This is a genomic window from Kitasatospora sp. NPDC034035 (assembly GCF_055575755.1).
The window spans coordinates 40,187-63,532 of the sequence record NZ_JBVISA010000035.1 but is presented as its reverse complement, the minus strand read 5'-3'; the positions used below and the strand labels follow the sequence as shown (position 1 = coordinate 63,532).

The 23,346-nt window shown below is 69.3% G+C and carries 21 protein-coding genes; 16 read left to right on the top strand and 5 right to left on the bottom strand.

Annotated features, from left to right (window positions below; all coding sequences use genetic code 11):
- Positions 1 to 16: 16 nt before the first annotated feature.
- Complete coding sequence (locus ACZ52J_RS35090) at positions 17 to 997, bottom strand: hypothetical protein (RefSeq protein WP_465624564.1); 981 nt, start codon at positions 995 to 997, stop codon at positions 17 to 19.
- Positions 998 to 1,203: 206 nt separating this feature from the next.
- On the opposite strand from ACZ52J_RS35090, the gene ACZ52J_RS35085 reads away from it, so the two are divergent.
- Both ACZ52J_RS35085 and ACZ52J_RS35080 read left to right on the top strand, forming a co-directional pair.
- On the top strand, positions 1,204 to 2,817 hold the full coding sequence (locus ACZ52J_RS35085; protein ID WP_465624562.1) for a helix-turn-helix domain-containing protein: 1,614 nt from the start codon (positions 1,204 to 1,206) through the stop codon (positions 2,815 to 2,817).
- Between the two features lie 2 nt (positions 2,818 to 2,819).
- Positions 2,820 to 3,542, top strand: coding sequence for a haloacid dehalogenase-like hydrolase (locus tag ACZ52J_RS35080; RefSeq protein WP_360263771.1), 723 nt, complete (start codon positions 2,820 to 2,822; stop codon positions 3,540 to 3,542).
- A 181-nt stretch (positions 3,543 to 3,723) separates the two neighbouring features.
- On the opposite strand, the gene argS is transcribed toward ACZ52J_RS35080, so the two are convergent.
- A complete protein-coding gene (gene argS, locus ACZ52J_RS35075) occupies positions 3,724 to 5,484 on the bottom strand; it encodes an arginine--tRNA ligase (RefSeq protein ID WP_360263774.1) in 1,761 nt (586 codons plus the stop codon).
- A gap of 341 nt (positions 5,485 to 5,825) precedes the next feature.
- Between argS and ACZ52J_RS35070 the strand changes: the two genes are divergently transcribed.
- The 9 genes from ACZ52J_RS35070 (at position 5,826) to ACZ52J_RS35030 (ending at position 15,647) form a co-directional block, all read left to right on the top strand.
- Positions 5,826 to 7,637, top strand: coding sequence for a hypothetical protein (locus ACZ52J_RS35070; RefSeq protein WP_360263777.1), 1,812 nt, complete (start codon positions 5,826 to 5,828; stop codon positions 7,635 to 7,637).
- A 47-nt stretch (positions 7,638 to 7,684) separates the two neighbouring features.
- Positions 7,685 to 9,694: a radical SAM/SPASM domain-containing protein gene (locus ACZ52J_RS35065; RefSeq protein ID WP_360263780.1), complete on the top strand. Its 2,010-nt coding sequence runs from the start codon at positions 7,685 to 7,687 to the stop codon at positions 9,692 to 9,694.
- A gap of 23 nt (positions 9,695 to 9,717) precedes the next feature.
- A complete protein-coding gene (locus tag ACZ52J_RS35060; RefSeq protein ID WP_360263783.1) occupies positions 9,718 to 10,905 on the top strand; it encodes a glycosyltransferase in 1,188 nt (395 codons plus the stop codon).
- Positions 10,902 to 11,942 (top strand): radical SAM/SPASM domain-containing protein, encoded by a 1,041-nt coding sequence (locus ACZ52J_RS35055; protein WP_360263786.1) that lies wholly within the window; start codon positions 10,902 to 10,904, stop codon positions 11,940 to 11,942. The genes ACZ52J_RS35060 and ACZ52J_RS35055 overlap by 4 nt, the downstream gene beginning before the upstream one ends.
- The gene (locus ACZ52J_RS35050; RefSeq protein WP_465624558.1) at positions 11,935 to 13,593 is read left to right on the top strand and encodes a pyridoxal phosphate-dependent decarboxylase family protein; all 1,659 of its coding nucleotides are present in this window, start codon (positions 11,935 to 11,937) and stop codon (positions 13,591 to 13,593) included. The genes ACZ52J_RS35055 and ACZ52J_RS35050 overlap by 8 nt, the downstream gene beginning before the upstream one ends.
- A 5-nt stretch (positions 13,594 to 13,598) precedes the next feature.
- The gene (locus ACZ52J_RS35045) at positions 13,599 to 14,003 is read left to right on the top strand and encodes a hypothetical protein (protein ID WP_465624557.1); all 405 of its coding nucleotides are present in this window, start codon (positions 13,599 to 13,601) and stop codon (positions 14,001 to 14,003) included.
- A 132-nt stretch (positions 14,004 to 14,135) separates the two neighbouring features.
- Complete coding sequence (locus ACZ52J_RS35040; RefSeq protein WP_465624555.1) at positions 14,136 to 14,396, top strand: hypothetical protein; 261 nt, start codon at positions 14,136 to 14,138, stop codon at positions 14,394 to 14,396.
- Positions 14,389 to 15,123: a sulfotransferase family protein gene (locus ACZ52J_RS35035; RefSeq protein ID WP_360263794.1), complete on the top strand. Its 735-nt coding sequence runs from the start codon at positions 14,389 to 14,391 to the stop codon at positions 15,121 to 15,123. The genes ACZ52J_RS35040 and ACZ52J_RS35035 overlap by 8 nt, the downstream gene beginning before the upstream one ends.
- A complete protein-coding gene (locus tag ACZ52J_RS35030; RefSeq protein WP_360263797.1) occupies positions 15,120 to 15,647 on the top strand; it encodes an adenylyl-sulfate kinase in 528 nt (175 codons plus the stop codon). Before ACZ52J_RS35035 ends, ACZ52J_RS35030 begins: the two co-directional genes overlap by 4 nt.
- 10 nt (positions 15,648 to 15,657) lie before the next feature.
- On the opposite strand, the gene ACZ52J_RS35025 is transcribed toward ACZ52J_RS35030, so the two are convergent.
- The 3 genes from ACZ52J_RS35025 to ACZ52J_RS35015 form a co-directional block, all read right to left on the bottom strand.
- Entirely contained in the window at positions 15,658 to 16,515 is an 858-nt protein-coding gene (locus ACZ52J_RS35025; protein WP_360263800.1) for a methyltransferase domain-containing protein, read from the bottom strand.
- 225 nt (positions 16,516 to 16,740) lie between these two features.
- Positions 16,741 to 17,595 carry an IclR family transcriptional regulator domain-containing protein gene (locus ACZ52J_RS35020; RefSeq protein WP_360263803.1) on the bottom strand — a complete coding sequence of 285 codons (855 nt, stop codon included), beginning with the start codon at positions 17,593 to 17,595 and terminating at the stop codon, positions 16,741 to 16,743.
- Positions 17,596 to 17,700: 105 nt separating this feature from the next.
- On the bottom strand, positions 17,701 to 18,648 hold the full coding sequence (locus ACZ52J_RS35015) for a quinone oxidoreductase family protein (RefSeq protein WP_360263806.1): 948 nt from the start codon (positions 18,646 to 18,648) through the stop codon (positions 17,701 to 17,703).
- Positions 18,649 to 19,504: 856 nt separating this feature from the next.
- On the opposite strand from ACZ52J_RS35015, the gene ACZ52J_RS35010 reads away from it, so the two are divergent.
- From ACZ52J_RS35010 to ACZ52J_RS34990, 5 genes are all read left to right on the top strand, one after another.
- A complete protein-coding gene (locus tag ACZ52J_RS35010) occupies positions 19,505 to 19,828 on the top strand; it encodes a transcriptional regulator (RefSeq protein WP_360263807.1) in 324 nt (107 codons plus the stop codon).
- 1 nt (position 19,829) lies between these two features.
- Positions 19,830 to 20,879 carry a hypothetical protein gene (locus ACZ52J_RS35005; protein WP_465624552.1) on the top strand — a complete coding sequence of 350 codons (1,050 nt, stop codon included), beginning with the start codon at positions 19,830 to 19,832 and terminating at the stop codon, positions 20,877 to 20,879.
- A complete protein-coding gene (locus tag ACZ52J_RS35000; RefSeq protein WP_360263812.1) occupies positions 20,879 to 21,586 on the top strand; it encodes an ATP-binding protein in 708 nt (235 codons plus the stop codon). Before ACZ52J_RS35005 ends, ACZ52J_RS35000 begins: the two co-directional genes overlap by 1 nt.
- A gap of 110 nt (positions 21,587 to 21,696) precedes the next feature.
- Positions 21,697 to 22,263 carry a WhiB family transcriptional regulator gene (locus ACZ52J_RS34995; protein ID WP_360263814.1) on the top strand — a complete coding sequence of 189 codons (567 nt, stop codon included), beginning with the start codon at positions 21,697 to 21,699 and terminating at the stop codon, positions 22,261 to 22,263.
- Positions 22,260 to 23,324 (top strand): DUF2637 domain-containing protein, encoded by a 1,065-nt coding sequence (locus tag ACZ52J_RS34990; protein WP_360263816.1) that lies wholly within the window; start codon positions 22,260 to 22,262, stop codon positions 23,322 to 23,324. Before ACZ52J_RS34995 ends, ACZ52J_RS34990 begins: the two co-directional genes overlap by 4 nt.
- Positions 23,325 to 23,346 lie beyond the last annotated feature (22 nt).

Genomic DNA, 23,346 nt, shown 5'->3' with positions numbered 1-23,346 from the left:
CGGGCAGAGCGGGCGATCAGGCCAGGGCGGTCGCCCGGCCGGCGAGGGCCTGCTGCCGTGCGGTCAGCAGCAGCGCCTCGGCCCGATCCGGCGACTCGGCGACCAGGCTCCACGGCGCCCTGGACGCGAACTGGCCCAGCGCCCCGAAGACCTCGACGGCGGCGGCCATCTGGGCCGACGCCCACAACGCATGGGCGAGGTAGCTGAGGTCGACAACCGGCCAAGACCCGGGCTCCGAAACGGCCCAACTCTCGTACGCACGCTGCGCACGGGAGAAGTGCGGCTCACGCAACCACTGCCGGAGCACGACCGCGTTGCGGCTCGGCTCGTTGCGGTAGTAGTCGACGGACAGGTACAGGGGCAGGGCGGCGAGCGGCGACCCGAACGCAGCCATCGACATCACCGCGTTCACGAAATCGGCCGCCGCCGGCCGGTAGACCCGGTGCCAGTAGCGCAGCATCCGGTGGTGGGCCTCCCGGTTGCCGGGATTGCGCCGCAACGCTTCGTCGAGCAGTCCCCACGGTCCGGGCGGAAGCATCGGGTCCGATGAACGACGTTGGTGCTCCGGCCGCTGCTTAGCGCGGTCCAGGACGGCCAAGGCGAGAAGGCACACCCACGGCACCGGGTCCAAGGGCACCGCCTGAGCGGCGGCCCAGCACGACTCGCGGGCCTCCCGCTCCAGGCTGGCGGCCTTCGGCGAGCCGGCCGCGGCTGCGGCCAGAGCGTGCTCAACCAACACCCGGGTCCGCAGGACGGCCAGCCCCGGATCGTCCGGGTTCTCGCGGGCCCAGTCGCTGAGCACCGTCGACCGCGCCGCGACCAGCGCCAGCACCTGCGTCCGAGAAGTCCGCAGGCCCATCTGCTGTGCCGTGTTGGCCAGTAGCCGTTGTGTCGACAGCCAGCGTCCGGCCCTCAGGTCGTCCACCGCGGTCCGGAGCCCATCGTCGAACCCGGCAGGGTGGTAGACCGGAGGCCGAGTGAACGGCGCGGCGATCATGAAACGTCCTCCAAGCGTGAGCGTGCGAGGTGCGCGCGGCAGAGTCGCCGATCGAGTGCTCCTGTCCAGGAACTACTGGGAGTTGAGCCGGTCCGGAGTCGAGTGCGGACGCGACTCGGCCGGCTCATAGGAACTCTCGTGCGCCCGGCACGCGATGTGATCGCTTCGCCTATGGGCAACCGGCCGCCGCAGTAAGGTGCCTGAGTGTGTCGAAGACGACCATTCGAGTAGTCATATTCGCCAAGAAATATGATCTTGACGGTCGCCTACGGGAGGCCGGGGCTCCCGTTGACGGGAGGGGTGGGATGGCAAGGCGATGCGAGCGATGCGGGTGCACGCTCAGCCAGTACAACGACAGCGGCAGTGTGTGCGGACCTTGCGCACGCACGATCGCCGAGTCATCAACTGAGGCCATCCCCATGCGGGTCTGGAGAGATGCGGCGGTGCGCAACAGCCTCGCCGGACTGGACTTCGGCGGGTTGAGTAAACGCCTGCGGGAGATCATCCCGCTCCGTCAAGAGGAGTTGGCGGGGATCACGGGGCTGACCCAGGGCTACCTGTCGCGGCTGGAGGCCGGCCGGGTACGGCTGACCCACATCGAGCGGATCGTCGAGTTCCTCGACGCGGTGGGTGCCCCAGCCGACTTGGTGAAGCTGCCGCTTCGGTCTGCCGCGACCTCACCCGTCCCACGAGAGCACGTCAGTTCACCTCCTGCTCATGACGACATCGTCGGGCCGTGGACGGCCGACCGTATGGTGGCGGCACTGCACGATGCGATGCGAGGGGAGCCCGCCGCCATGCGTCCGAGTCGCCGTCACTTCCTGCTCCTCGCCGGAACCGCCCTCTCCGCCTTCATCCATCAGTGGGGCATCGCCGACGCCGAGCCCCTCGAACGCGCGCTCGGCGGAGCGCAGGTCACCTCTGCACTCGCTGACAGCTTCCAGGGGACGATCGACAGCCTGCGCACCATGGACGCCAGCTCCGGCAGCGGCATGGTCGCCGGCCTCGCCCGCGCCCATCTCGCCGTCATCCGCGAGACGTTGAAGTCAGCCAGCTACACCGAGGAGATAGGGCAGCGCCTGGCCGGCATCGCCGCCGACACTGCCACCCAGCTCGGCTGGTTCCATTTCGACGCCGGACACCACGTCGCGGCCCAACGAGCCCTTCTGGCGGCGCTACGAGCCGCCCACGCCTCCGGAGACCCCCGCTACGGCGCCGGTGCCCTGTCCTACCTGGCCATCCAGAGCTACTCGGTCGGCAACCCCCGCGACGCCGTGACCGCGATGCAGGCCGCCAGGGCGAAGATCCGTCCCCTCGGCTCCTCGTACCTGGAAGCCATGCTCCTGACCCGCCAAGCACGCGGGCATGCCAAGCTCCAGGAGCAGCAGTCGTGCCTGCGCGCGCTCGGTCAGGCCGCAGAGCTGGCCGAGCGCGGCCCGGCCGAACAGGACCCGGGCTGGCTCTACTGGATGAACCGGGGAGAGATCCTGGGCCAGACGGGCAGCTGCCACCTCGAACTCGGTGATCACAAGACCGCGGCAGACCACTTCGAACAGGCCGCCTCCACCCTGAACGCCGCCGACCTCCGGACACGGGCGCTTTTCGCCTCGCGCGCGGCCTCCGCTCACTTCCTCGCCGGCGATCGGGACGGCGGCTTCGCGGCCGCCGACTCCGCTCTCAACCTCGCGGCGAACATCCAGTCGGTCAGGCTGAACGAACACCTGGAGCAGGCCGTGGAGCACCTCCAGACCATCTCCGGGCACCGGTCGAACGAGCTGATAGAACGATCACGACAAGTGATGGCGGCTAAGGAGTCGTGACTGTGACCAGCACCGTGCTCGTTCTGTGGGATGTCGACCGCACCCTCGTGTACGTCGGCGAGACCGACCGCGCTGTTTACCGCGAGGCGTTCCGCCAGGTCGTCGGCCGTGAGGCGACGAAGCTTCCTGAACGGGGAACCGGCCGCACGATGCCACTGGCGGTGCGGGAGCTCCTGGCGGCGAATGACGTCGACTGCGGAGACGCCGAGCGCTTCGCAGAGCAGATCGTCGAGTTGCTGCCCCAACTCCTTGCCGCCAAGATCGGGCAGCTGCGTTCCGACGGCCTGCTCATGCCCGGCGCGACTGCCGCGCTCGCAGCAGTCGATGCCCATCCGGCCCTCGTACCCACCGTGGTCACCGGCAACTTGCAGCGCAGTGCGGAGATCAAGCTCCGTGCCTTCGCCCTGGACCAGTACGTCGATCTGGCCGTGGGTGGCTTCGCCTCCGACGACTCCCACCGGCCGGCGCTGGTAGGCATCGCCCAACGGCGGGCTGCTGCCCGGCACGGAACCGCCTTCGACCGCTCGAACACGGTGATCATCGGGGATTCACTCGAAGACGTGCGGACCGGAGCGGAAGGCGGAGCCGCCGTGATCGCCGTCGCCTCCGGCACCACCACGGCCGACCAACTTGCCGAAGCCGGGGCAGACCGCGTCCTCGACAGTCTGTGCGAGCCGCAGTCCGTGCTGCAAGCTATCGCGGAGCTCACGAGTCGTCGCCTGTAGGAGCCTGCCTCGTCCGAGGCCTGTACGCACCCAGTCGCAGAGCTGCCGCGGAGAGGGAGCGACGCTGTCGGCACTGCTCAGGGGGACTCGCTCCGTGGAACCGAGAACTTGGGCACGGACGCCAGCAGGCTGGCCCGGGACGAGTTGTCCTGGGCCAGCCTGCTGGCGTCGCAGATCGGTTCTACAGCTGCTCGGGCGTTCCGATTCCGAGGAGGTCCATGCCTTGGCGGAGAGTCTGGCCGGTGAGCCGGCAGAACAGCAGCCGGGTCTCCATGACCTCGCGACTGGGTGCCTTGAGGACGGGGCAGTGCTCGTAGAAGGTGGTGTAGGCCGACGCCAGGCTGTGCAGGTAGGCGCAGAGGCGGTGGGGCTCAAACGTCTCCGTGACCAGGTTGATGGTGGCGCCGAACTCGTCGAGGAGGAGGCCGAGGGCGCGCTCGGCGGGCTCCAGGGCGAGGTCCTGGTGGGCGGTCGGGGTGACGCCCTCGGGGGCCTTACGCAGAATGGACTGGATGCGGGCGTAGGCGTACTGGAGGTAGGTGCCGGTGTCGCCGTTGAGGGAGACCATGCGGTCGGTGTCGAAGACGTAGTCGCGGGTGCGTGAGGTCGACAGATCGGCGTACTTGACCGCGCCGATGCCAACCTGCTTGGCTCGGTCTTCGAGTTCCTCGGCGGCGAGTTGAGGGCTCTTCTCCGAGACGACGGTACGGGCTCGGTCGACGGCTTCGTCGAGAAGGCCCATGAGGCGTACGGTCTCGCCCGAGCGGGTCTTGAACGGCTTGCCGTCCTTGCCGAGGACGGTGCCGAAGCCGAGGTGCAGAGCGCGAACCTCGTCGGGGAGCCAGCCGGCGCGGCGGGCGGTCTCGAAGACCATCTGGAAGTGGAGGGCCTGGCGGGCGTCAACGATGTAGAGGAGCTGGTTGGCTCCGAGCATGCCGACGCGGTCACGGATGGCGGCGAGGTCGGTGGTGGCGTAGCCGTAGCCTCCATCGCTCTTCTGGACGATCAGTGGGGTCGGTTCGCCGTCGGGTCCCTTGATGTCGTCGAAGAAGACGCACAGGGCGCCGTCGGAGCGGACGGCGACGCCGGAGGCTTCGAGGTCCGCGCACACGTCGGCGAGCATGGGGTTGTAGTAGCTTTCGCCGACCGCGTCGGCGTCTTCGAGGAGGACGCCGAGGCGGGCGTAGACGGCTTCGAAGTAGACCTTCGACTCGTCGACCATGCCTTGCCAGGATGCGATGGTGTCGGCGTCGCCGGCCTGCAACTCCACGACGCGCCGGCGGGAGCGGTCGGCGAAGTCGGGGTCGCTGTCGAACTTGGCTCGTGATGCCTTGTAGAGGCGGTTGAGGCGGGACATCGACGGGCCGGTCTCGGCAGTCTCGGTGTCGTCGCCGAGCTCGTCGGGGTGCTCGATGAGGTACTGGATGAGCATGCCGAACTGGGTTCCCCAGTCGCCGAGATGGTTGCGCCGGATGACCTTCTCGCCGGTGAACTCCAGGGCGCGCACGAGCGCGTCACCGATGATCGTGGATCGAAGGTGGCCGACGTGCATTTCCTTGGCGATGTTCGGCTGGCTGTAGTCGATCACTGTGACACCGGGCTCGGCGGCACTGTGGACACCCAGCCGGGTGTCCACAGCACGAGCAGCCAAGCGCTCCAGGATCGCGCTGTCGGTGACGGTGACGTTGATGAAGCCCGGGCCGGAGATCTCCAGCTTCGTGATGATCTCGTCAACGGGCGCGTGTTCGAGGACGCGGGTGGCCACCTCGCGGGGGTTGGCCCGTAGAGGCTTGGCGAGGCTCATGATGCCGTTGGCCTGGAAGTCGGCGCGGTCGCTTCGTCGGAGCTGGGGGTCGCCTTCCGCGGCGTCGGGGAACGCAGTGGAGATCGCCTGAGCAAGGCGCTGCTGAAGCGCGTCGGCGATGGAGGTGACCGTAGCCATAGAACGAAGGACCACTTCTGTGAGAGGGCGGATCCGCGAACGAGCCGCGGGTGTCGCACAGCAGCCGCACCAGGTGAACGGTCGGCGCCGTGCGCTGATTATCCCATGCTCCCCGTGGACGAAGGCCGATTAAGTCCAGCCGGCGACCGCGTTGGTCGCTGCCAACAGAAGGAACGAGCAATGAACTTGAATGATCATCACTATCTGGCACTCGCCATTCCGCTATGCGTGGTCCGCGCGCTAGCGGAAGGCGGCGATCCAGTCTGGGAATTCGATCGAACGCACGGTGACGGAGCGGCTACGGTGGCAAGCCTGTGTGCGGCGCTCGGGAGGGGAGTGCGGTGAGCAGGGTCGTGAGGGGTGCGCGTGAATCGGGGAAGCTTGCGGCGTCTATTCGGCAGCTGTTCGACCGGGGAGGCGAAGGGGTTGCCTTCGACGGCCTCGATCTCGTAGACGTCGGTGGGCAGGTGCGTCGTTTCCAGCACCGCGGGCGTGATCTTGTGGCGAAGCTCCGGCCGCTTGAGGCCGCGCGCTCCGAGCGGGCCCTCGCTGCCGAGGCAGCGCACCGTCTGGGCCGATTGGTGGTCGACGGGTTCGGAACCGTCAAGGTCTGCGTCCCTGAGCTGGTTCCATTGCCCGGGCGGAGGGCTGCGCTGGTCTCCCCGTACCTGGGCACGCGCTTGTCCGTCGAAGACGACGGGGCGAGGGCCCTCTCCGTACCCGTCATCGCCGGCCTGCTGGTGGCCTTGCTCGATCGAGGAGTCGAGGCGTCGGGGTGCGTGCCACGGAACATGTTCCGCCGGAGTGGCGAGACGGTGCTGATCGACTGGGAGGACGCGCTTCTGGTGCCGGCCGGTGCCGCTCCGGACGGGCTGACCCTGATGAAGTGGGACATCGCCTGGTCCGACCTGCTCGGGCGCGATCTCAAGTTACGGGAGCGCATCCCTGTTTCGGCGCCGGACCGGGAGGTGGAGCTGGATGGATTCGAGGCCGTCCTCGCGGGATGGCTGACCCCGGCCATGACGCGGCGGGACGTCCGCGGTTACGGGATCAGGCTGACGCTCGCGAGTGAACTCCCCTTGGGTATAGGCAGATCGGCGAGCGCTGCCTCGCTGGGACACCTTGCTGAGGATGTCCTTCCTGCGGGGCTCGGCGTCTTCCACAGCGTGCTGACCGCGCGCCTGCGCGAGCAACGCGGCGAGGATGCCTACGCGTTCCTGCTCGGGCGGTTGGACGCCCTGGTGTCCGGCCAAAAGTCGGCCACTCCTTCGCTGGAGTTGGAGGGGCTGAGGCAGGCCTGGATGCTGGCGTTGTTCTCGGCTGCCGAGACACACCTCATACCCGTGCCGGGGCCGCCGTTGGAGCAACTGGCGGCGCGATTTGACCGGTTGGCGTTCACGAGCGGTTGGGCGGCGGCATGCGAGAGGGCCGCGGCGGCTGTGGAGATTACCAGCCGGCTCGCTGCCGTCATCCTTGCTGTCCTGCGGCTCGACGAGGAGCTGGACCTGCTGCTACGGGGATCGTGCGCCCAAGGCGTGGTGTCCCGTGGCAGCGATGTCGACTTCGAGCTGAGCTCGGCCACATACCCCGACGGCCACCGGCCGGTGGAGGACCTGCTGATCGAAGCGCTCGCCTGCCTCGGGCTGGCGGCCGAGGGATCCGCCGCGCGCCCGGCCGAGCGTGACCTCGTCAGCGCGGACAACCGTGCGAGCCGCGACCTGCACGAATGGTTGGAGCTCCGCCGGCCCGGCTCCGAACTCCAAGACCCGGGCTGGGCAACGGACTTGCTGCCCCAGCCATCCGCAGGTACTGTCGCTCGCCCGAGCCAGTACGAACAGCAGGGCCGCGAAAGCACTGCCAAGTACCTGTGGTTCGAGTCCCGGGCCGCGTTGGCGCGTCTTGCCTTCACCGCCTCGGACGTCTATCGGATGCCTGTGACCCTTGAGGGGCAGCTCGCCGTCATCCCGCAGGTGCTCGACGCAGAGGACGCGACCGAGCTGCGCGATCTCGTCCATGCCACGTTCGCCCTGCGGGAGAGGTCTGGCCTGGCGCGCCCGGGCGAGGACCAGCACATGGGCGAGATCGCCCGGCTCGCCGACCGGCTGGACCGATTCCGCCAGCGCGTTGGACTGCCCGGCCCAAGAGACCTGTGATTCCGGTACCGCCCCGATCCACACCATTCCCGACCGAGAGGTCCACCGTGATCAGTGACGCGATCCCACTCTCCACCAGCGACGCAGCGCATATCTCCTTCGCGGACGGCTATGTCTTCCACGTCCGCGGGGGCCAGATCACCGCCCCGGGCGAGCCGTGCCCGTGCGTCGGCCTGGAAGCGGTCCACCAGGTCACGGCCTACCGGGAGGCGTACCCGCAGTCCCAGTTGTCCCTGACCGACCAGTGCAACATGGCCTGCACGTACTGCTCGTTCCGCGACCGGGTCCACGCCGACGGCAAGCCCGTGACGATCCCCCTGGAGACGGTGGTGCAGGGCCTCGCGACCCACCGCAAGCGGCTCGGCGAGGAGAACGCGCGGTACAGCCGGATCGACTTCGGGCTCGCCGGCGAGACGATGCTGGTGCGCCACATGCACGAGGAGGTCCAGGCCCTGGTGGAGGAGGGCCTGGCCACGTCGCCGGTCAGCGTGGTGTGGGCCGGGCCGATGGTCACCAACGCGACGCTGTCGATGACGGCCGAACTCGCCGACCGGCTCGGCCCGCCCCAGGACATCAGCCTCGACGGTCCCAAGGACGTCCACGACCGGGTCCGCTTCTACACGGGCGACCGGGGCGGCACCTACGACCACGTGCGGCCCGTCCTGGACCAGGTACTGGCCCGCCACCCCGACATGGGCGTCTCCGCGGTGCTGACCGCGTACTGCACCGACTTCGTCGCGATCTTCCGCCACCTCTTCGAGGACGTCGGCGCCCGCAACATCTACATGAAGCCGGTCAACGCGACCCACGACAAGGACTACGCCCTCAACGCCGCCACGCTGCCGGCCTTCCGCCGGGGCTACGCAGACCTCGTCGAGCACATCCTCGGCCAGCCGCCGGAGGGCATCCTCGCCCGACTGCTCGCCCTGAACTCCGAGGACTTCTTCATGCGGTACTTCTACCGGGTGAAGGACCGCGCGGCGCAGGTCTACCGGTGCGGAGCAGGCAAGAGCGGCACGTACCTGGACACCAACGGCAACCTCTACCCCTGCGCGCACTTCATCGGGAAGTCCGGCTGGCACATCGGACACGCTTCCACCGGCGTCGAGGACAGCGAACGCAGCCGCTACCTCAACCTGGTCGTCGACGACCGCGACGGGTGCTCCACCTGCCCGTCGCGGTACGTCTGCGGCGGCGGCTGCTACTACCAGGCCGTGCTGGCGAACGGGGACATCACCAAGCCCGACGACGTCAAGTGCGACCTGATCCGGTTCCTCACCGACTTGGCGGTCCGTCTCGTCATCACGCTGCGCGAGAAGCACCCCGAGGTGCTGGACGCCCTCCCGGCCCCATACGGGCTCACCGACGAGGCCCTGACCGCACCCCCCGAGGCCGACTACGTGCCGGCGGCCCGCCTGCACGCGACCTCGGGCAACGAAGACGCGGTGCTCCCGCTGGTTGGGCCGGGTCGCCTCCGGGGAGGGTTGGTGAACCCGGAAGGCCTGCGCGCTCGGCTCTCGCTCGACGACGGTCACCTCGCGGTCCGTCTGGACTTCGGGGGCACGCCCAGCATCGTGCGTGCCGTCCGAGTCCGGCTGCAGCCGCTGGGATCGGGCACCTTCACCCTGCATGACCTCGCCGCCCAACAGTGGCCGGGCGAGCAGCAGCTGAGTTGCAGCCGCGACGGCGCCCAGTGGCTCCAGGCCCCGACCGCCCGCTTCCGCCGCGTTCCGCACCCCGACCCCATCTGGGAGGACGCCGTCGACGTCGACCTGTCCTGGACACCCCAGCAGGTGCGGCTCACGGTGCCCCTGCCCGCACAGGAGCTGGTGGCCGAGCTGGGGGTGAACGTGTTCGTCGACTTCGAGGACGGCGGCTGGACCGCCCTGACCCTGCACGAGCCGTTCGCGCTCCTCGACCGCTCCCGCGCCGGAGTCCTGCGGTTGTCGGGACCTGAAGCACCCGTGCACCCGGAAGCGGCCAGTGTGAACGGGCGGATGCCCGCCGGGCTCACCCCGATCGGCCGCTGGGCCGGCCTCCAGGGCAACACCTGCTGAGGGGTGGAACGGTGCGCATCCTCTTGACGACCCACCGATTCGCGGACGACGCCGCCGGCGGCACGGAGATCCTGGCCGATGACCTGGCTCAGGCGCTGAAAGCCCGTGGCCTGCACGTCAGTTGGCTTGCAGCGGGCGAACCGCCACCGCCGCACCGCCGCACGGCCGATGAGTACCTGAGCGTGCCCGCGGCCTTTGCCGACGACTACCCCGTCGGCTGGCTCGCCCAGGAGACGAAGCAGGCCCAACGCATCGCGCAGGTGCTCGCGACGCGCCCGGCCATCGATGTCGTTCACGTGCTGCACTTCAGCCGCATCGGCCTGGAGTTCCTGAACACTCCGTCCCTGCGAGGGGTGCCCGTCGTCGCGACGCTGACCGACTACACCGCGGTCTGCCCAGACCACCAGCTCGTCATCCGGTCCACCGGCACACAGTGCACCGCGACCGCGGCATCCCGGAACTGCGTCGGATGCCTCGACGCCCCCAAGAACGCTCTCGACGACGTGGAGCGATGGCGGGTACGGAACATCGCCTGGCTGAACGACCGAGTACAAGCCGTGTGGACTCAGACACCTCACCAAGCCGTGGAATTGGCAACAGCGGGCGTCGACATGGGCAAGATCGTCCGCGACCGGGCCCGCTACGGGCTGCCCGTCGGCTGGGCGCCGCTCACCGCCAGCGGACCCACTGGAGGCTACCTGCTGTTTCTGGGCAGATGCTCACCCGAGAAGGGCCTTCAGCTCCTGCTCGACGCCTACCGCAGCAGCCGCACCGAACTCCCGCTGGTGATCGCGACCGTGCCGGACGACGGCAGCTACGAGGAACAGATGCGCGCCGACGCTGCCGCGAACCCCCGGGTGCGCTGGCTTCCCCCGCACTCGCGCACCGAGGTCGGCCCGCTACTGGCCGACGCGCAGGCCCTGCTCGTGCCCTCGCAGTGGTGGGAGAACCACCCGCTCGTGGCGCACGAGGCACGGGCCCTGGGCGTTCCCGTGTGGTCCTCGGCGGTCCCGTCCATGCGCCACCTCGCCGACGACCCCGGCATCCACCTCGTCGAGGACTACCAGGACCCGGCCGCCTGGACGTGGGCGATCGAGACGGCATCCGAGCACCCGGCCCCCTGGGCGCCGTCGTTCGGCCGCCGGGCGCAGAAGTTCGAGCTGTTCGCCGACGAGACCGTCTCCGTGTACCGGAAGGTGGTAGCCAGATGATGCCCGAGGACACGCCGATCACGGTGCCCGAACGGTTCCAGAAGTTCCTCGTCACCGACGACTTCGACCGCTACGGCCTCACTCCCGGCCGGCCCACCCTCACTCCGCAGTACCTACAGGTGGAACTCACCGACCTGTGCAACCTCGCCTGCGCCGGCTGCCTGCGCGCCGTCCACGAGAGCAGCGGTGGCCACCTGTCGCTGGAAGTGTTCGTCGCGCTCCTTGACCAACTCCCCGACCTGGACCACGTCTCCTTCGTCGGCGGGGGAGAGGCACTGATCGTCGGTGACTTCGCCGCCTACGTCCAGTTGTGCACCGACCGTTCCGTCTTCACCTCGACGAACACCAATGGCCTGCTCGTACGCCGTCGGCTCCGGCCGGTCCTCGACGCCGGGCTCAGGCTGCTCGCCATCAGTGTCGATGGCGCGGACGACGTCACGCTCGGTCGGATGCGCTCAGGGTTGCGCCTCTCCCAACTGAGCACGGCCCTGCGAGAAGCTGTCAGGCTGACCGAAGGCCGGGCGACAGGGCTGTCCGCTGCGGTGACGCTCTCGACCGTGAACCTGGATCAGTTCCCGGCGATCGTCAACTTCGTTGCCGACCACGGTGTGAAGCGCGTGAGCGTGGAGAGCCTGCACCACTGGGGCGAGGACAAGACCCTCAACGCCGAGTCCCTGTTCGCCCTCCCACCACGGGACGTCGTGCCACACCTGGAGGTCGGCCTCGCGCGGGCCGACGAACTCGGTCTGCAGTTGTCGATCTTCGACTACTCCCGCCTCGCCTCCCCGGCCGCTGCGAATGCCGTGTGCCCCTGGCCGTGGGACGCCAGCTACATCACCAAGGACGGCGATGTCACGCCGTGCTGTGTCCACATGGAGTCCTCCCCGGGCAACGTGCTCGGCAACATCCACCAGACGCCGATGACCGAGATCTGGACCTCGCCGCCGTACCGGTCCCTACGGGACTCCTTCCTCCAGGGCCCCGCCTGGTCCTCGTGCGAAGGCTGCGTGTATCGAATGGAGTTCGGACGTGCTTGACCCCCAACCGCCCGCCCTGCTGAGCAGCCGGCCCGTCGGCGAAAGCCGGAAGATGCTGCACCGCGCGGTCGACCTCGGACTCGACTTCGCCACCGGCAAGCTGCGCGACCACCGCGTACTGCGGCACGCGACGGTCCAGCAACTCATCGACCAACTCTCCGAATCGATCCCCGTCACCGGGAGCAGCGACGACCAACTGATGAGCTCCCTGGGTGAGATCGCCCGCTGGTCGATCGCCCAGGCCGACCCGCGCTACCTCGCCTTCCCGGACACGGGCGACAGCCTCGCCGCTCTCGCGGCCGACATCGTCGCCACCTTCCTCAACCAGAACCTCATCGCCTTCGACCGCAGCGCGCCCGCCGCCAGTGTGATCGAAGCCCAGCTGATCACCTGGTTGCGGGAACTCATCGGCTACCAGGTCACGCCGTTGGCCGAGTACCAGGGACTCGCCTCGCTCGGCGGGATGTGGACCTCCGGCGGCAACATGAGCAACCACGTCGCCATCGCCGCCGCCCTCGCGCACACGTACCCCCAGGTCCGCCAAGGTGGCCTTCGCGCCCTTCCCGAACAGCCGGTGATCCTCCTCGCCGGCGGCGTCGAGCACTTCTCCTACCTCGCCGCCGCCCAAGCCCTCGGCCTCGGTAGGGACGGGCTGCTGTGGGCCGATGCCACCCCCGACTTCACCAGCGACCCTCGTTCCATCGGACACCTGCTTGCTGTCCCACCGCCCGGCAAGCGGATCTTCATGGTCGTCGGAGTCGCCGGGAACTGCCGCACCACGGGCATCGACGACCTGCAGGCACTCGCCGACCTCTGCCGGCTGCACGGCGTGTGGTTCCACGTCGACGCCTGCCACGGCGGAAGCCTGCTCTTCTCCGAGAAACTCAAGATCCAGCTCGCAGGCATCGAACGCGCTGACTCCGTCGCCCTCGACCCCCACAAGGGCCTGTTCGTCTCCTACCCCTCCAGCTACGCGCTCTTCCGCGACCCGGCCGCGCTCGGCAGCTTCGCCCGTTACCCGGACCGCGCCGAGGACCCCGACTGCCTCGACCTCGGGCTGATCACCCCTTTCTACGGATCCCGCGGCTTCGAGTCACTCAAGCTCTGGGCCCTGATGAAGCACCAGGGTACCGACGGCATCGGGCGGCTCGTCGAAGCCCGGCAGGCCACCTACCAGAGGATGGTCGACCTGCTGGATCGCACCGGCAGCTTCCGCATGCTCGGTACGTCCGACTTCTACCGGTGCGCGTTCGTCTTCCTGCCCACCCAAGTCGCCCACGTCCTCCAGGAGACCTACAGCCGACCGGAACTTCACCCCGCGGTGCGCGAACTCGTCTCCCGCTACACCGCGGCCTTCGCCGACCGCCTCTACCGCAGCGGCACCGTGGTCTTCGACCTCTTCGCCCTCCAGGACCTCGCCGATCGCATCGGACTCGGCACCGCTGCCAAGTACCAGGTTATGGGCATGTGCGTCGGCCATCCCCACATCGCCGACGAGGTCGAGCAGGAGATCGAGCAGGCCATCCTCGACCTCGCCCAGGAGTTCACCGCCGCCATGCTGACCGATGCCCGCACGATCCTCACCGCCCCGGCGCCGTCCGACGGTGGTGCGGCGGCGGCGGCGGACGTGACCGGACCGGCGGGCTGGTGAGTGCCGTGACCTACCCGCCCGCGTTCACCATCGCCTACCTCGTCCACAGCGACGTCGAACTCCTGCGCCGCACCATCCCCACCACCCTGGACGCCCTGACCCGCGGCACCCACCACCCGTACGACCTGGTCCTCGTTGTGGACGGCGCCGAAACCGCGCCGGTCGAAGAAATCGCCGAACTCGCCTACTCCACCTGGGGATTCGACGAAGTGCGGCTACGCTGGCGCACCCGTCACCGGGCCTCTGGCGACCAGGCCAACAACATCCACACCCACTTCGTCACCGACAAGAGTCGCTTCCTGATCACCATCGAGGGCGACGTCGTCGCCTTCCGCGATCCGGGTGCCACGGACGTCCTCGCCGAGATCTCCGACACCTTCGACCGCTGCCCCCAACTCGCCCTCGCCTAGCGCATCGACGATCACGACTGCTGGCAGTGGCGACTCGAAGAAGCCGGTCCCGCCCTCAGCGCCGATACGCGCTCGGTCAACCGGGTCTCCTCCCACTTCCTGATCTACGACACCCACCGGGCACGGCCCGTCATGGCCGCAGCCGGCGGCATCCCCGGCGACCGGTTCCACGACGACGGCCAGAGCTGGATGAACTACGAGGACTGGCTCTCCCACACCTTCGCCCACCCGGCCGGGCCCGGCATCGGCTACCTTCACCAACTCTCGCTTCGGGTCTTCCACTGCGACGAGAAGACCGTTCCCGGCTCAGCCCACTACCGCCGAGACCTCGCGACCCGCCTGCGCGTCTTCGCTGAACGCGAGCAGCAGGCGAAGGAGGAGTTCCGTGCCTGACGACCGCCTCGTCCCCGCACCCGTCTTCATCCTGTCCCCGATCCGTTCGGGATCGACCCTGCTGCGCTGCCTGCTCGGTTCCCACCCTGACGTCCACGCCCCGCACGAACTCCACCTCGGCGGCCTCACCGTCACGGTCGACGACGAGTTCACCGACCTCGCCATGCGCACCCTCAACCACGAGCGCCAGGACCTCGAACACCTGCTGTGGGATCGACTGCTGCACAGCCAACTCACCGAATCCGGCAAGACCGTGTTCGCTGATAAGTCCCCCGGCAACGTCTTCATCTGGCAGCGGCTCGTCGACTGCTGGCCCGACGCCCGTTACATCATCCTGCGCCGCCACCCGGTGGCCATCGCCGACTCCATCCGCCGCGCAGGCGACGCCACCGATCTGGCCGAAGCCGCCGTCACCGTCGACAAGTTCGCCACCGCCCTCGACGAGGCCGCCGCCAACGTCCCCACCTCCATCAGCGTCACCTACGAACAGCTGACCGCGGAGCCGGAGGCCATCTGCAAGGCGCTGTGCAAGTACATCAGCATCCCCTGGGAGCCGACCATGCTCGACTACGGGCGCCACGACCACGGCCCGTTCATCTACGGCATCGGCGACTGGTCCCCCCAGATCATCTCCGGACGCATCCAGGACGCCACCCCGCCTCCCTCCGTTGCGACGACCCCACCGCTGCTCAAGCACTGGTGCGAGAAATGGGGCTATTCGGCGTGAACCGGTCACGCTCCGCTGCGGTCTTCTGGCTCATGGGCCTGCCGGCCTCCGGCAAGAGCACCCTCGCCCGCCGACTCCGCACCCACCTCCAACCCGAGCACCACGATTGCGGTCTCTACGACGCCGATGAGCAACGGGCCACCGGAATCCTGCGCGAACTCGGTTGGTCCCGAGAAGACCGCATTGCGACCATCGAGGCGCTCTCGCACGCCGCCAGTCGACACGCCGTGGGCATCGTCACGCTCGTGACCTCCACGCCAGTGGAACGACAGCTCGCCGCCGACCTCCTCGGCCAGCGACTCCACCTCATCCACGTTCGCGCACCCGAAGAACTCCGGTACGCCCGCGACGCCCTCCGACCCTCACCCGCCTACCGTGCGAACCCCGCACCTGACGCACCCGAGCTCTCCTGGACGGAACCCGAGTACCCGGAGCTCACCTTAACCACCACCGGTTTCGTCGATGTCTCGGTGAAAGCCCTCTGCACCTTCGCCGACAGCGTCCTACGGGGCGGTACTGAGTAGTGGATGACCGTCATGCGCCAGCGGGACGGCCCGGTGCGCAGCCACTATCAGGGCCGGGCAGAACGCCGTCCCGTATCTGCGGATCGACGTCGCTGGTCAACCGCTCACTACGAGGACGCTCGGCGACCGCGATGAAAGCCAGCTCCGAGAAGAAGAATCCGCCCAGCCGGTCTGCCTCGCACACCGCCGCGTACCACTTCTCGACCTCGGCCGTACTGACCGACCCCCGACCGTGCCTGGCGGCGGACAACATTGCCTTCCGGACCTCGCTGATCCGGTCGGCCGCGTGCCCTGACAGCTCGGTCGACCACGTCAACAACGGTTCGATACTCACCAGCCTCAACGGGCTCCGTGCGAGCAGCAGCCCGAGCTTCCGGCCGATCCGCCCGTCCGCGTGATCCATCCAGTTCTGCGCATCGTCCGCGAAGGTGTGGCAGAGCCGTCGATCAAGGTCTGCATCCGCGCCGGCGATCACCAGGGAGTCGAAGTCGACGTGTGCGAGGATCGCCCGCCCGCCCGGCCTCAGGATCCGTGCGACCTCGACCAGCATCCGCTCCGGGCGAGGCAAGCACTCGATGGTGTTGTACGAAACGACGATGTCTGCGCTCTCGTCCCCGCATGGAAGCGGGGTACGCAGGTCCGCTGCAAGCGTCACCACTGGACCGCGGTGCGCCTGGAGCTCCTGCCGCGCTTGCCTCAGGAACGTGACAGACCTGTCGATCCCGATCAGCGTGGCCTGGGGAGCCATCCGGCTTAGCGCGAGAAGCGTCGGTCCGGAACCGCAGCCGAGATCGATGACCTGGCTGTGGGCCGTCGGTGCGATCAGCTCGGCAAGCCGGGAATGGATCGCCTCGGCACTGTCGGACACGACACGACCCCATCCTCTCGTGGCCCGCCTGCGTTCCGGGCGGCAGCCCATCTAAGACATGTATGCACAATATGTGACAAACAAGACCATGTCCTTCTGTCGGCAGTCGCATTGGCGCGGGGGCTGCGTGGCACGGTCCCGGCGGATCAGGCGGGCGGGGCTGCTGCGTGCTGCCGCCCGGTTGGTGTACGGGCGGCAGCACGCGACTGGTCCGGCTGCCGTGGGTCACATCGCGGCGGCGAGCGGGCTCGTGGTCAGCTCGCTGATGCTCTCGGCCGCCTTACGGGTGTGGTAGATCAACGGGCGGAGGTCGGCGGGCATTTCGGTGGTTCGCCGAAGCAGGAGGACGGCGCCCATGATGGAGTCGTGCCACAGGACCGGGGCCGCGACGGAGTCCCAGCCGGGCATGCATTCCTGGCGGCCGACGCCGAAGCCGAGCCGACGGATCTCATCCAGGGACGCGGAGAGGGCATCGTTGTCGCGGATCACGCCGGGGCCGGCGGTGGGCGGGACTTCCTCGGCGAGGACCAGATCGCAGATGCTCTGGGGGAGGTGGGCGAGGATGACGCGTCCGGAGGCTCCGGTGCGCAGGGAGCGGGAGACGGAGACGACGTCCTCGGCGGACATGCCGACCTCGGCGGGGTCGAGGTCGCCGATGACGTAGTCGGTGCACAGCCGCTTGGCGCCGCCGAAGGGGGAGAGGACGTAGAGCAGGGCGAGGCCGCCGGTGGTGGCGTGGAGGCCTTCGAGGATCGTGTGGGTCGAGGCGGCGCTGGGGGAGTGGGTCATCGCTTGGACGCCGGCGCGGGCGGTGCCGGCGCCGAGGCGGTAGCGGCCCCGGCCGACCTGTTCGAAGGTGCCGTTGGTGACGCCGGTCTTCAGGATGCGGTGGGTGGTGGCGTCGTCGAGTCCGGCGGCGCCGGCGATGGCACGCAGGGAGTGGACCTCGCCGGGGAGTTGGGTGAAGGCGGCCTGGACGGCGAAGGCGCGGGCTGCGAGCGAGGACGGCGGCTTGCTCGACGATGCGTCCTGGTGCTGAGCGGGCACGGCGTCGGACGTGGTGGTGCTGGTGAGGGTCATGGGTGGCTTCCGGAGGTCGTCGCGCCGTCCGGCGACGGCGCGATGGGGGCGTGCCGGGGTAACCCGTCGGGTGCGGGTGTACGGGCAGCTCGACGGGCCGAGTGGTCAGCGGTCGAGGTCAAGCACGACCTTGCCGCTGGTGAGACGGGCGGCGAGGTCGTGGTGGGCCTGGCGGGCCTGGCCGAGCTTGTAGACCGGGCCGTTGAGTGGCTTGAGCCAGCCGTCGGCGACCGCCGCGAACAGCGCGGACATCGAGTCGTTGAGGTGGGTGCGGGAGGGATAGAGATTCGGCAGCCAGAAGCCGCTGACGGCCTTGGAGCCGGCCAGCAGGCTGGTGATCGGCACGAGCCCCTCCGCGCCGGTGACGGCGCCGAACACCGCGAGGCGCCCGCGGGGGGTGAGGGCGGCGAGGGTGGCGTGGAAGACGTCGCCGCCGGTCATCTCCATGGCGGCCGACACGGGACCGCCGGCGGCCTCCAGGATCCGGTCGGTGAGGCGCTCGGGGCTGGAGGAGTCGACGACGGCGTCCGCCCCCAGGGCGGTGGCGGTGCGACGCTTCTCCTCGCTCGAGGCCATGGCGACGACCTTGGCACCCGCGTGCTTCGCGAGCTGGACGGCGAGCGAGCCGACCCCGCCGGCGGCCGCCGGGACCAGCACGGTGTCGGCGGCGGTGACCCGGAGGTCGGTGAAAAGCAGGTGCCACGCGGTGTTGCCCTGAAGGGTGAGGGCGACGGCGTCGTGGTCGGCGATATCGTCCGGGACTTCGAAGGCGAGCTTGCGGTGGACGAGGGCGGTCTCGGCGTATCCGCCACCGCGGCTGAGCGCGATGTAGCGGCGCCCGTCCTCGGCGACGCCGAGGACCTCGTTGCCCGGGATGAACGGGGTGGGCATGGGGGCGGGGTACGAGCCTTCGCGCAGGTGGATGTCGGCGTAGTTCACGCCGGCCAGCCGCGTGCGGAGACGAAGGTGGCCGGGGCGGAGCTCCGGCTCGGGCATCTCGGTCGGCTCCAGGACTTCAGGGCCGCCGAACTCCCGAACAGCTATTGCACGCATGTTGTTCAAACCTAAATATTGCACGGTGGATTCTCGGTGAAGCGCCCCTTCGGTGATGCGCTCGGACAGCGAATATACCTGGCGCAAAAATGCAGAATCCGCTGCGCATATAGGGGAGGCGTGTACGGCGACATGGCGAGTGGTATTCGTCACGTGACGCTCCGTGGCCGAATCCAGATGGTTGCTCACTGTGAGAATGCAAGGTGAAGGCCTTGCTGTCGCTCACTGCTCCGCTTGCGGAGTGTTGCTTGGGTGCCTGGTGGAGATCATTTCTCAGTCTCCGAAAATACCCTGGTCCTACTCGCGTAGATCCCCTTGATTTCTTGACCGTGTTCGGGTCGCTACTTAATGTCTTCCCTGCGGCAAGGGCTTGCCGCGCATTATTGATGGGGGATCAGGTTATGAGGCTTCAGCTGAATCCGGGCTCGGTCACCACCGGTGAAGCCCGTCGTCCAGAGGTCTCGCGAATCAGGCGGAATCACCGCGAGTGAGAATGCCTGCGGGCATGGCGGCCACGGATGGTCACTGCGAGCCGGGAGGCCTACGAGAACGACGCCGCCCGGTGGCCACGGGCCGTGACACAGAACCGGGTGCGCCGCCGACGAGGCCGCACGGAGAACACGCTGGATCTGTCGGCGCGGTGCCCCTATGGTGCTGCTCCCGCCGCAAGCAGGCCGGCGGACCGGGACGCGAGCAACCAGCTCAGCGCCCGCTGAAATGAGACCGGCGTCCTGGAGCTACCAACTCCTGGACGCCGGGCCCGACGCCCCAAGAGGCGCCGATTCACTACCACGTGCACGCGGGACTTCTTCGCACGAGACCGCCGCGCACGTTCCTACGAAGCACGGAGTATCGCATGCCCGCCATACCCAGCGGAACCCCGACCTGCCCGACCCCGGACACCCGGCCGCGCCTGGCGGCCAAGCTCGCCGACATGATCCCGGGCGCCGCCAAGGTCGCCGTCGGCTTCACGGACCCGGTGACACAGTGGCCCCACGCCTACGCCCGCGCCGCCGACGCCACAGGCCGCCCGGTCCGGCTGAGCCCCGTCGCCCGACGGGTCGTCGCACGCTGGGTCGTCCGGGCCCACCCGGACGCCGACTGGACGAGGCCGCACATCCTGGACCTCACCACCGGGCAGCTCACCGCCGCCGACCACACGCCGGTCCGGGGCCGCTGACATGGCGCGAATACGCTCCATCAAGCCGGAGACCTGGGTGAGCGAGACGCTCGCCGAGGTGTCCATCCCCGCGGTGCTCACCTTCCTCGGCATGACCAACCACGCCGACGACCACGGCAGACACCGCGACAACGCGGCGGTCGTCTACGGCCTCATCTGGCCGCTGCGCGACGAGGTGAGCCGCACGGACGTCGAGGACCACCTCCGGCAGCTCGCCTCCGTCGACGCCATCTGCCGGTACACCGGCTGCGACGGCCGCCGGTACTTCCACTACCCGACCTGGCGCAACCACCAGAAGATCGACAAGCCCAGCCTGTCCCGGCTGCCCGCGTGCCCGCACTGCGAGCCGGAGCGGTGCGGCGTCTGCAAGGGCCCCTGCATCCAGCGGGCCGCCCTCGCCGATGCCCCGGGAACGGTCGCCGAGGACGCCGCGAACGCTCCCCGAGGATTCGGCGAAACCTCGGCGAACACTCCGGCAGCCCTCCCACAGCAGAACGAGCCCCACGCTGTACCCGCAGCGAAGACGCCCCCCACCGCTGCCCCAGTAACGGACACAGCGGTCGGCACCGAGGGTAAGCCGGTCCCGAGCCCTCGAAAAACCGCAGGTCAGGCCATATTCGGCGAAACCTCCCCGAAGGTTCGCCGAAGCCTCGACGAGGGCTCGGCGCCTGGATCTAGGATCTTGGATCCTGGATCTTCTTTCCCTACGGGGCGCCAGGCGCCTGACGCGGACACCGTCTCGGCGAACCAGCTGATCGGCGAGTACGTCGCCGCCTGCACCGAGCGCCCGCCGGGCAGCGTCCTCGGCCACCTCGGCAAGGTCGTCAAGACCCTGCTGGACGAAGGCATCGCTCCCGACCACGTCCGCGCCGGGCTGCGGCGCTTCGTCGAGATCCAGGGCCACCCGTCCCGGCTGCCGAGCCTGGTCAACGACGCCATGAACGCACGAGGCGCCGGTTTGGCGCGGCCGGGAATCCGGCCTAACGTGCCCGCACACCAGGCGTGGACTAACCCGGTCGACGCTGCCGCCGCCTACGCCGAGGAGCTGTGATGCGCACCCACCGCGACCCGCAGACCCTCGCTGACGCCCCCTCGGTGCTCGACCGGATGGCCCGCATCCTCGCCGCCCGGGGCATCGACCACACCACGATCGACGCCCTCCCCGACGAGGTGGAGCCCTACTCGGCGGAGGCCGCGCTGTCCGCCGGGCTGCCGCCGCGCTACCGCGACGCGCTCGCCACGAACCCGCAGGTCCTCACCTGGGTGCGGCATGTGGCCGCCCAGGCCACCGCTCCGGGCCTGGGCGCCCGCCGCCAGGTCACCACCGGCCCCAGCCTGCTGATGGCCGGGGTCGTCGGCGCAGGGAAGACCCACGAGGCGTACGGCGCTGTGCGCGCCCTCGTGCAGGCCGGCATCGGGGTGCGCTGGCGCGCCACCACCGCCGCCGACCTCTACGCGGAGCTGCGGCCCAGCTCGGACACCGACGCCGAGCGGGTCCTCGCCGCCTACAGCCGGGTGCCGCTGCTGATCCTCGACGACCTCGGCGCCGCCAAGTCGAGCGAGTTCGTCGAAGAGCAGACGTACCGGCTGATCAACCGCCGCTACAACCACATGCGCCCGACCCTGATCACCACGAACCTGCCGATCAGGGACCTCAAGGCCCACCTCGGTGACCGCGTCACCTCCCGGCTCGCCCAGATGACCACCCGGGTCGAGTTCGAGCCGGTCGACCGCAGACGCCTCCAGCGCGCCGCCTGACCGCCGCAGCGCCCGGCCGCCCCACGGCGAGCCAACCGACCTTCACCGACCAAAGCGCCCTCTCCGCCGACGCCGACCTCGCGCGCGGATAGCGATCGGAGCAACCCCGCATGACCACCACGACCCGCCCTGCCCGCCACCGCTCGCTCGGCGACCACACCTGGCAGGACCAGGCCGTCTGCACCCCGACCGAGTACAACCCCGTCGACCCCGAGACGTTCTTCCCGGGGCCGGAGGACGCCGACAAGATTGCCACCGCGAAGGCGCTGTGCGCCCAGTGCCCGGTCGCCCGCGTCTGCCTGGACGCCGCCCTGGAGACGGGCGACACCCATGGCATCCGGGGCGGCCTCACCGAGGAGGAACGCGAACCCCTGCACACCAAGATCGCCGAACGCCTCGACTACAGCCGCGTCAATGCCACCCTCGCCGGACGCGACATCCACCTCACCCGAGCCGAACGCCGCGCCGTCGTCCTCGCTGGCTACCGCCAGGACGTCCCGGTCGAACGCCTCGCCTGGCTCCTCAAGATCAGCCCGGAGCACGCCCTCAAGCTCTATCGCGAGACCCGCCGAGCGATCCGTCACCGGCAGATCGCCGAGGAAGCCGCCCGCGCCGCCTGGGCCGACCAGGGAGCCACCGAGCAGCTCAGCCGCGACGACTTCGGGACGGCCGCATGAGCACCACCACCGCGACCACCCCGACCGCCGCCCACGTCACCGGCTGGGACCGCGCCGTCGTCATCGCCCTCGGCGCCTCCGGCTGCGCGCTGAGCTTCTCCGCCCTCCAGCAGATGGCCGTCGCCATCCACGTCCGGGGCTTCCTCACCTACCTCTTCCCGATTATCGTCGACGGCTTCATCTCCTACGGCGTCCGCGCACTGCTGGTCCTGCGCACCGCACCGCTGCGGGCCCGGATCTACGTGTGGACGCTCTTCGGCGCGGCCACCGGGACGAGCCTGTGGGCCAACGCCCTGCACGCCGTCCGGCTCAACGAGCAGAACACCACCTCCGGCCTTCGGCTGGGCGACATGGTGGTCGCGGTGCTGTCCACCATCGCCCCGCTCGCCCTGGCCGGCGCCGTCCACCTTTACATCCTCATCGCCCGAGGACCGGTCAGCCCCGCTGAGCCGGTCGGTCACGGTGACCGACCGGCCGAGGCCGACCTCGGTCAGGTCACCCCCGACCCCGGTCAGGCCACTGCGGAGGAAGCCGGACTGACCGGGCGGCCGGTGGCGCCGACCGCCGGTCAGGACAGCGCCGATCACCCCGCCTTCGGTCAGCCGGTCAGCCACCCGGTCACCGCCCCGGTCAGCCGCCCGGTCACCGCCCCAGCGCCGCAGCCGCCGCTGACCCCGGTCAGCCCGGTCAGCCTGACCAAGCCCTCTGACCTGGGCGGCCACCCGGACACCGACCGGCCGGTCACCAACCGACCGGCGGACAACGGGTCGGTCACCGCCCAGCAGGTCAGCATCGCCGAGGTCACCGGTCAGCCGGTCAAGGCCTCGGTCACCGTCCCGCAGGTCGCTGACCGGGATGGTGACCGCCGAACTGACCTGGACACCGAGGACCTGCTGAAGATTGCCCGGCAGGCGGTCAAGGAGGAGGACAAGCTGACCCGCAAGGTGGTCGCCCAGGCGATCCGAGGTCAGCAGATCCCGCTGTCCAGCGACACCCTGACCCAGCTGATGTCCCAGCTTCGAGCCCAGCACGGTCAGCCGGTCACCACCAGCCGGGACTGACCGACACCGCACCGCCGGGGTG

Coding starts and splice junctions, on each gene's coding strand:
- ACZ52J_RS35090 (WP_465624564.1), bottom strand. CDS start 997: ATGATCGCCGCGCCGTTCACTCGGCCTCCGGTCTACCACCCTGCCGGG.
- argS (WP_360263774.1), bottom strand. CDS start 5,484: ATGGCTACGGTCACCTCCATCGCCGACGCGCTTCAGCAGCGCCTTGCT.
- ACZ52J_RS35055 (WP_360263786.1), top strand. CDS start 10,902: ATGATGCCCGAGGACACGCCGATCACGGTGCCCGAACGGTTCCAGAAG.
- ACZ52J_RS35040 (WP_465624555.1), top strand. CDS start 14,136: ATGGCCGCAGCCGGCGGCATCCCCGGCGACCGGTTCCACGACGACGGC.
- ACZ52J_RS35020 (WP_360263803.1), bottom strand. CDS start 17,595: ATGACCCTCACCAGCACCACCACGTCCGACGCCGTGCCCGCTCAGCAC.
- ACZ52J_RS35015 (WP_360263806.1), bottom strand. CDS start 18,648: ATGCGTGCAATAGCTGTTCGGGAGTTCGGCGGCCCTGAAGTCCTGGAG.
- ACZ52J_RS35010 (WP_360263807.1), top strand. CDS start 19,505: ATGCCCGCCATACCCAGCGGAACCCCGACCTGCCCGACCCCGGACACC.
- ACZ52J_RS35005 (WP_465624552.1), top strand. CDS start 19,830: ATGGCGCGAATACGCTCCATCAAGCCGGAGACCTGGGTGAGCGAGACG.
- ACZ52J_RS35000 (WP_360263812.1), top strand. CDS start 20,879: ATGCGCACCCACCGCGACCCGCAGACCCTCGCTGACGCCCCCTCGGTG.
- ACZ52J_RS34995 (WP_360263814.1), top strand. CDS start 21,697: ATGACCACCACGACCCGCCCTGCCCGCCACCGCTCGCTCGGCGACCAC.
- ACZ52J_RS34990 (WP_360263816.1), top strand. CDS start 22,260: ATGAGCACCACCACCGCGACCACCCCGACCGCCGCCCACGTCACCGGC.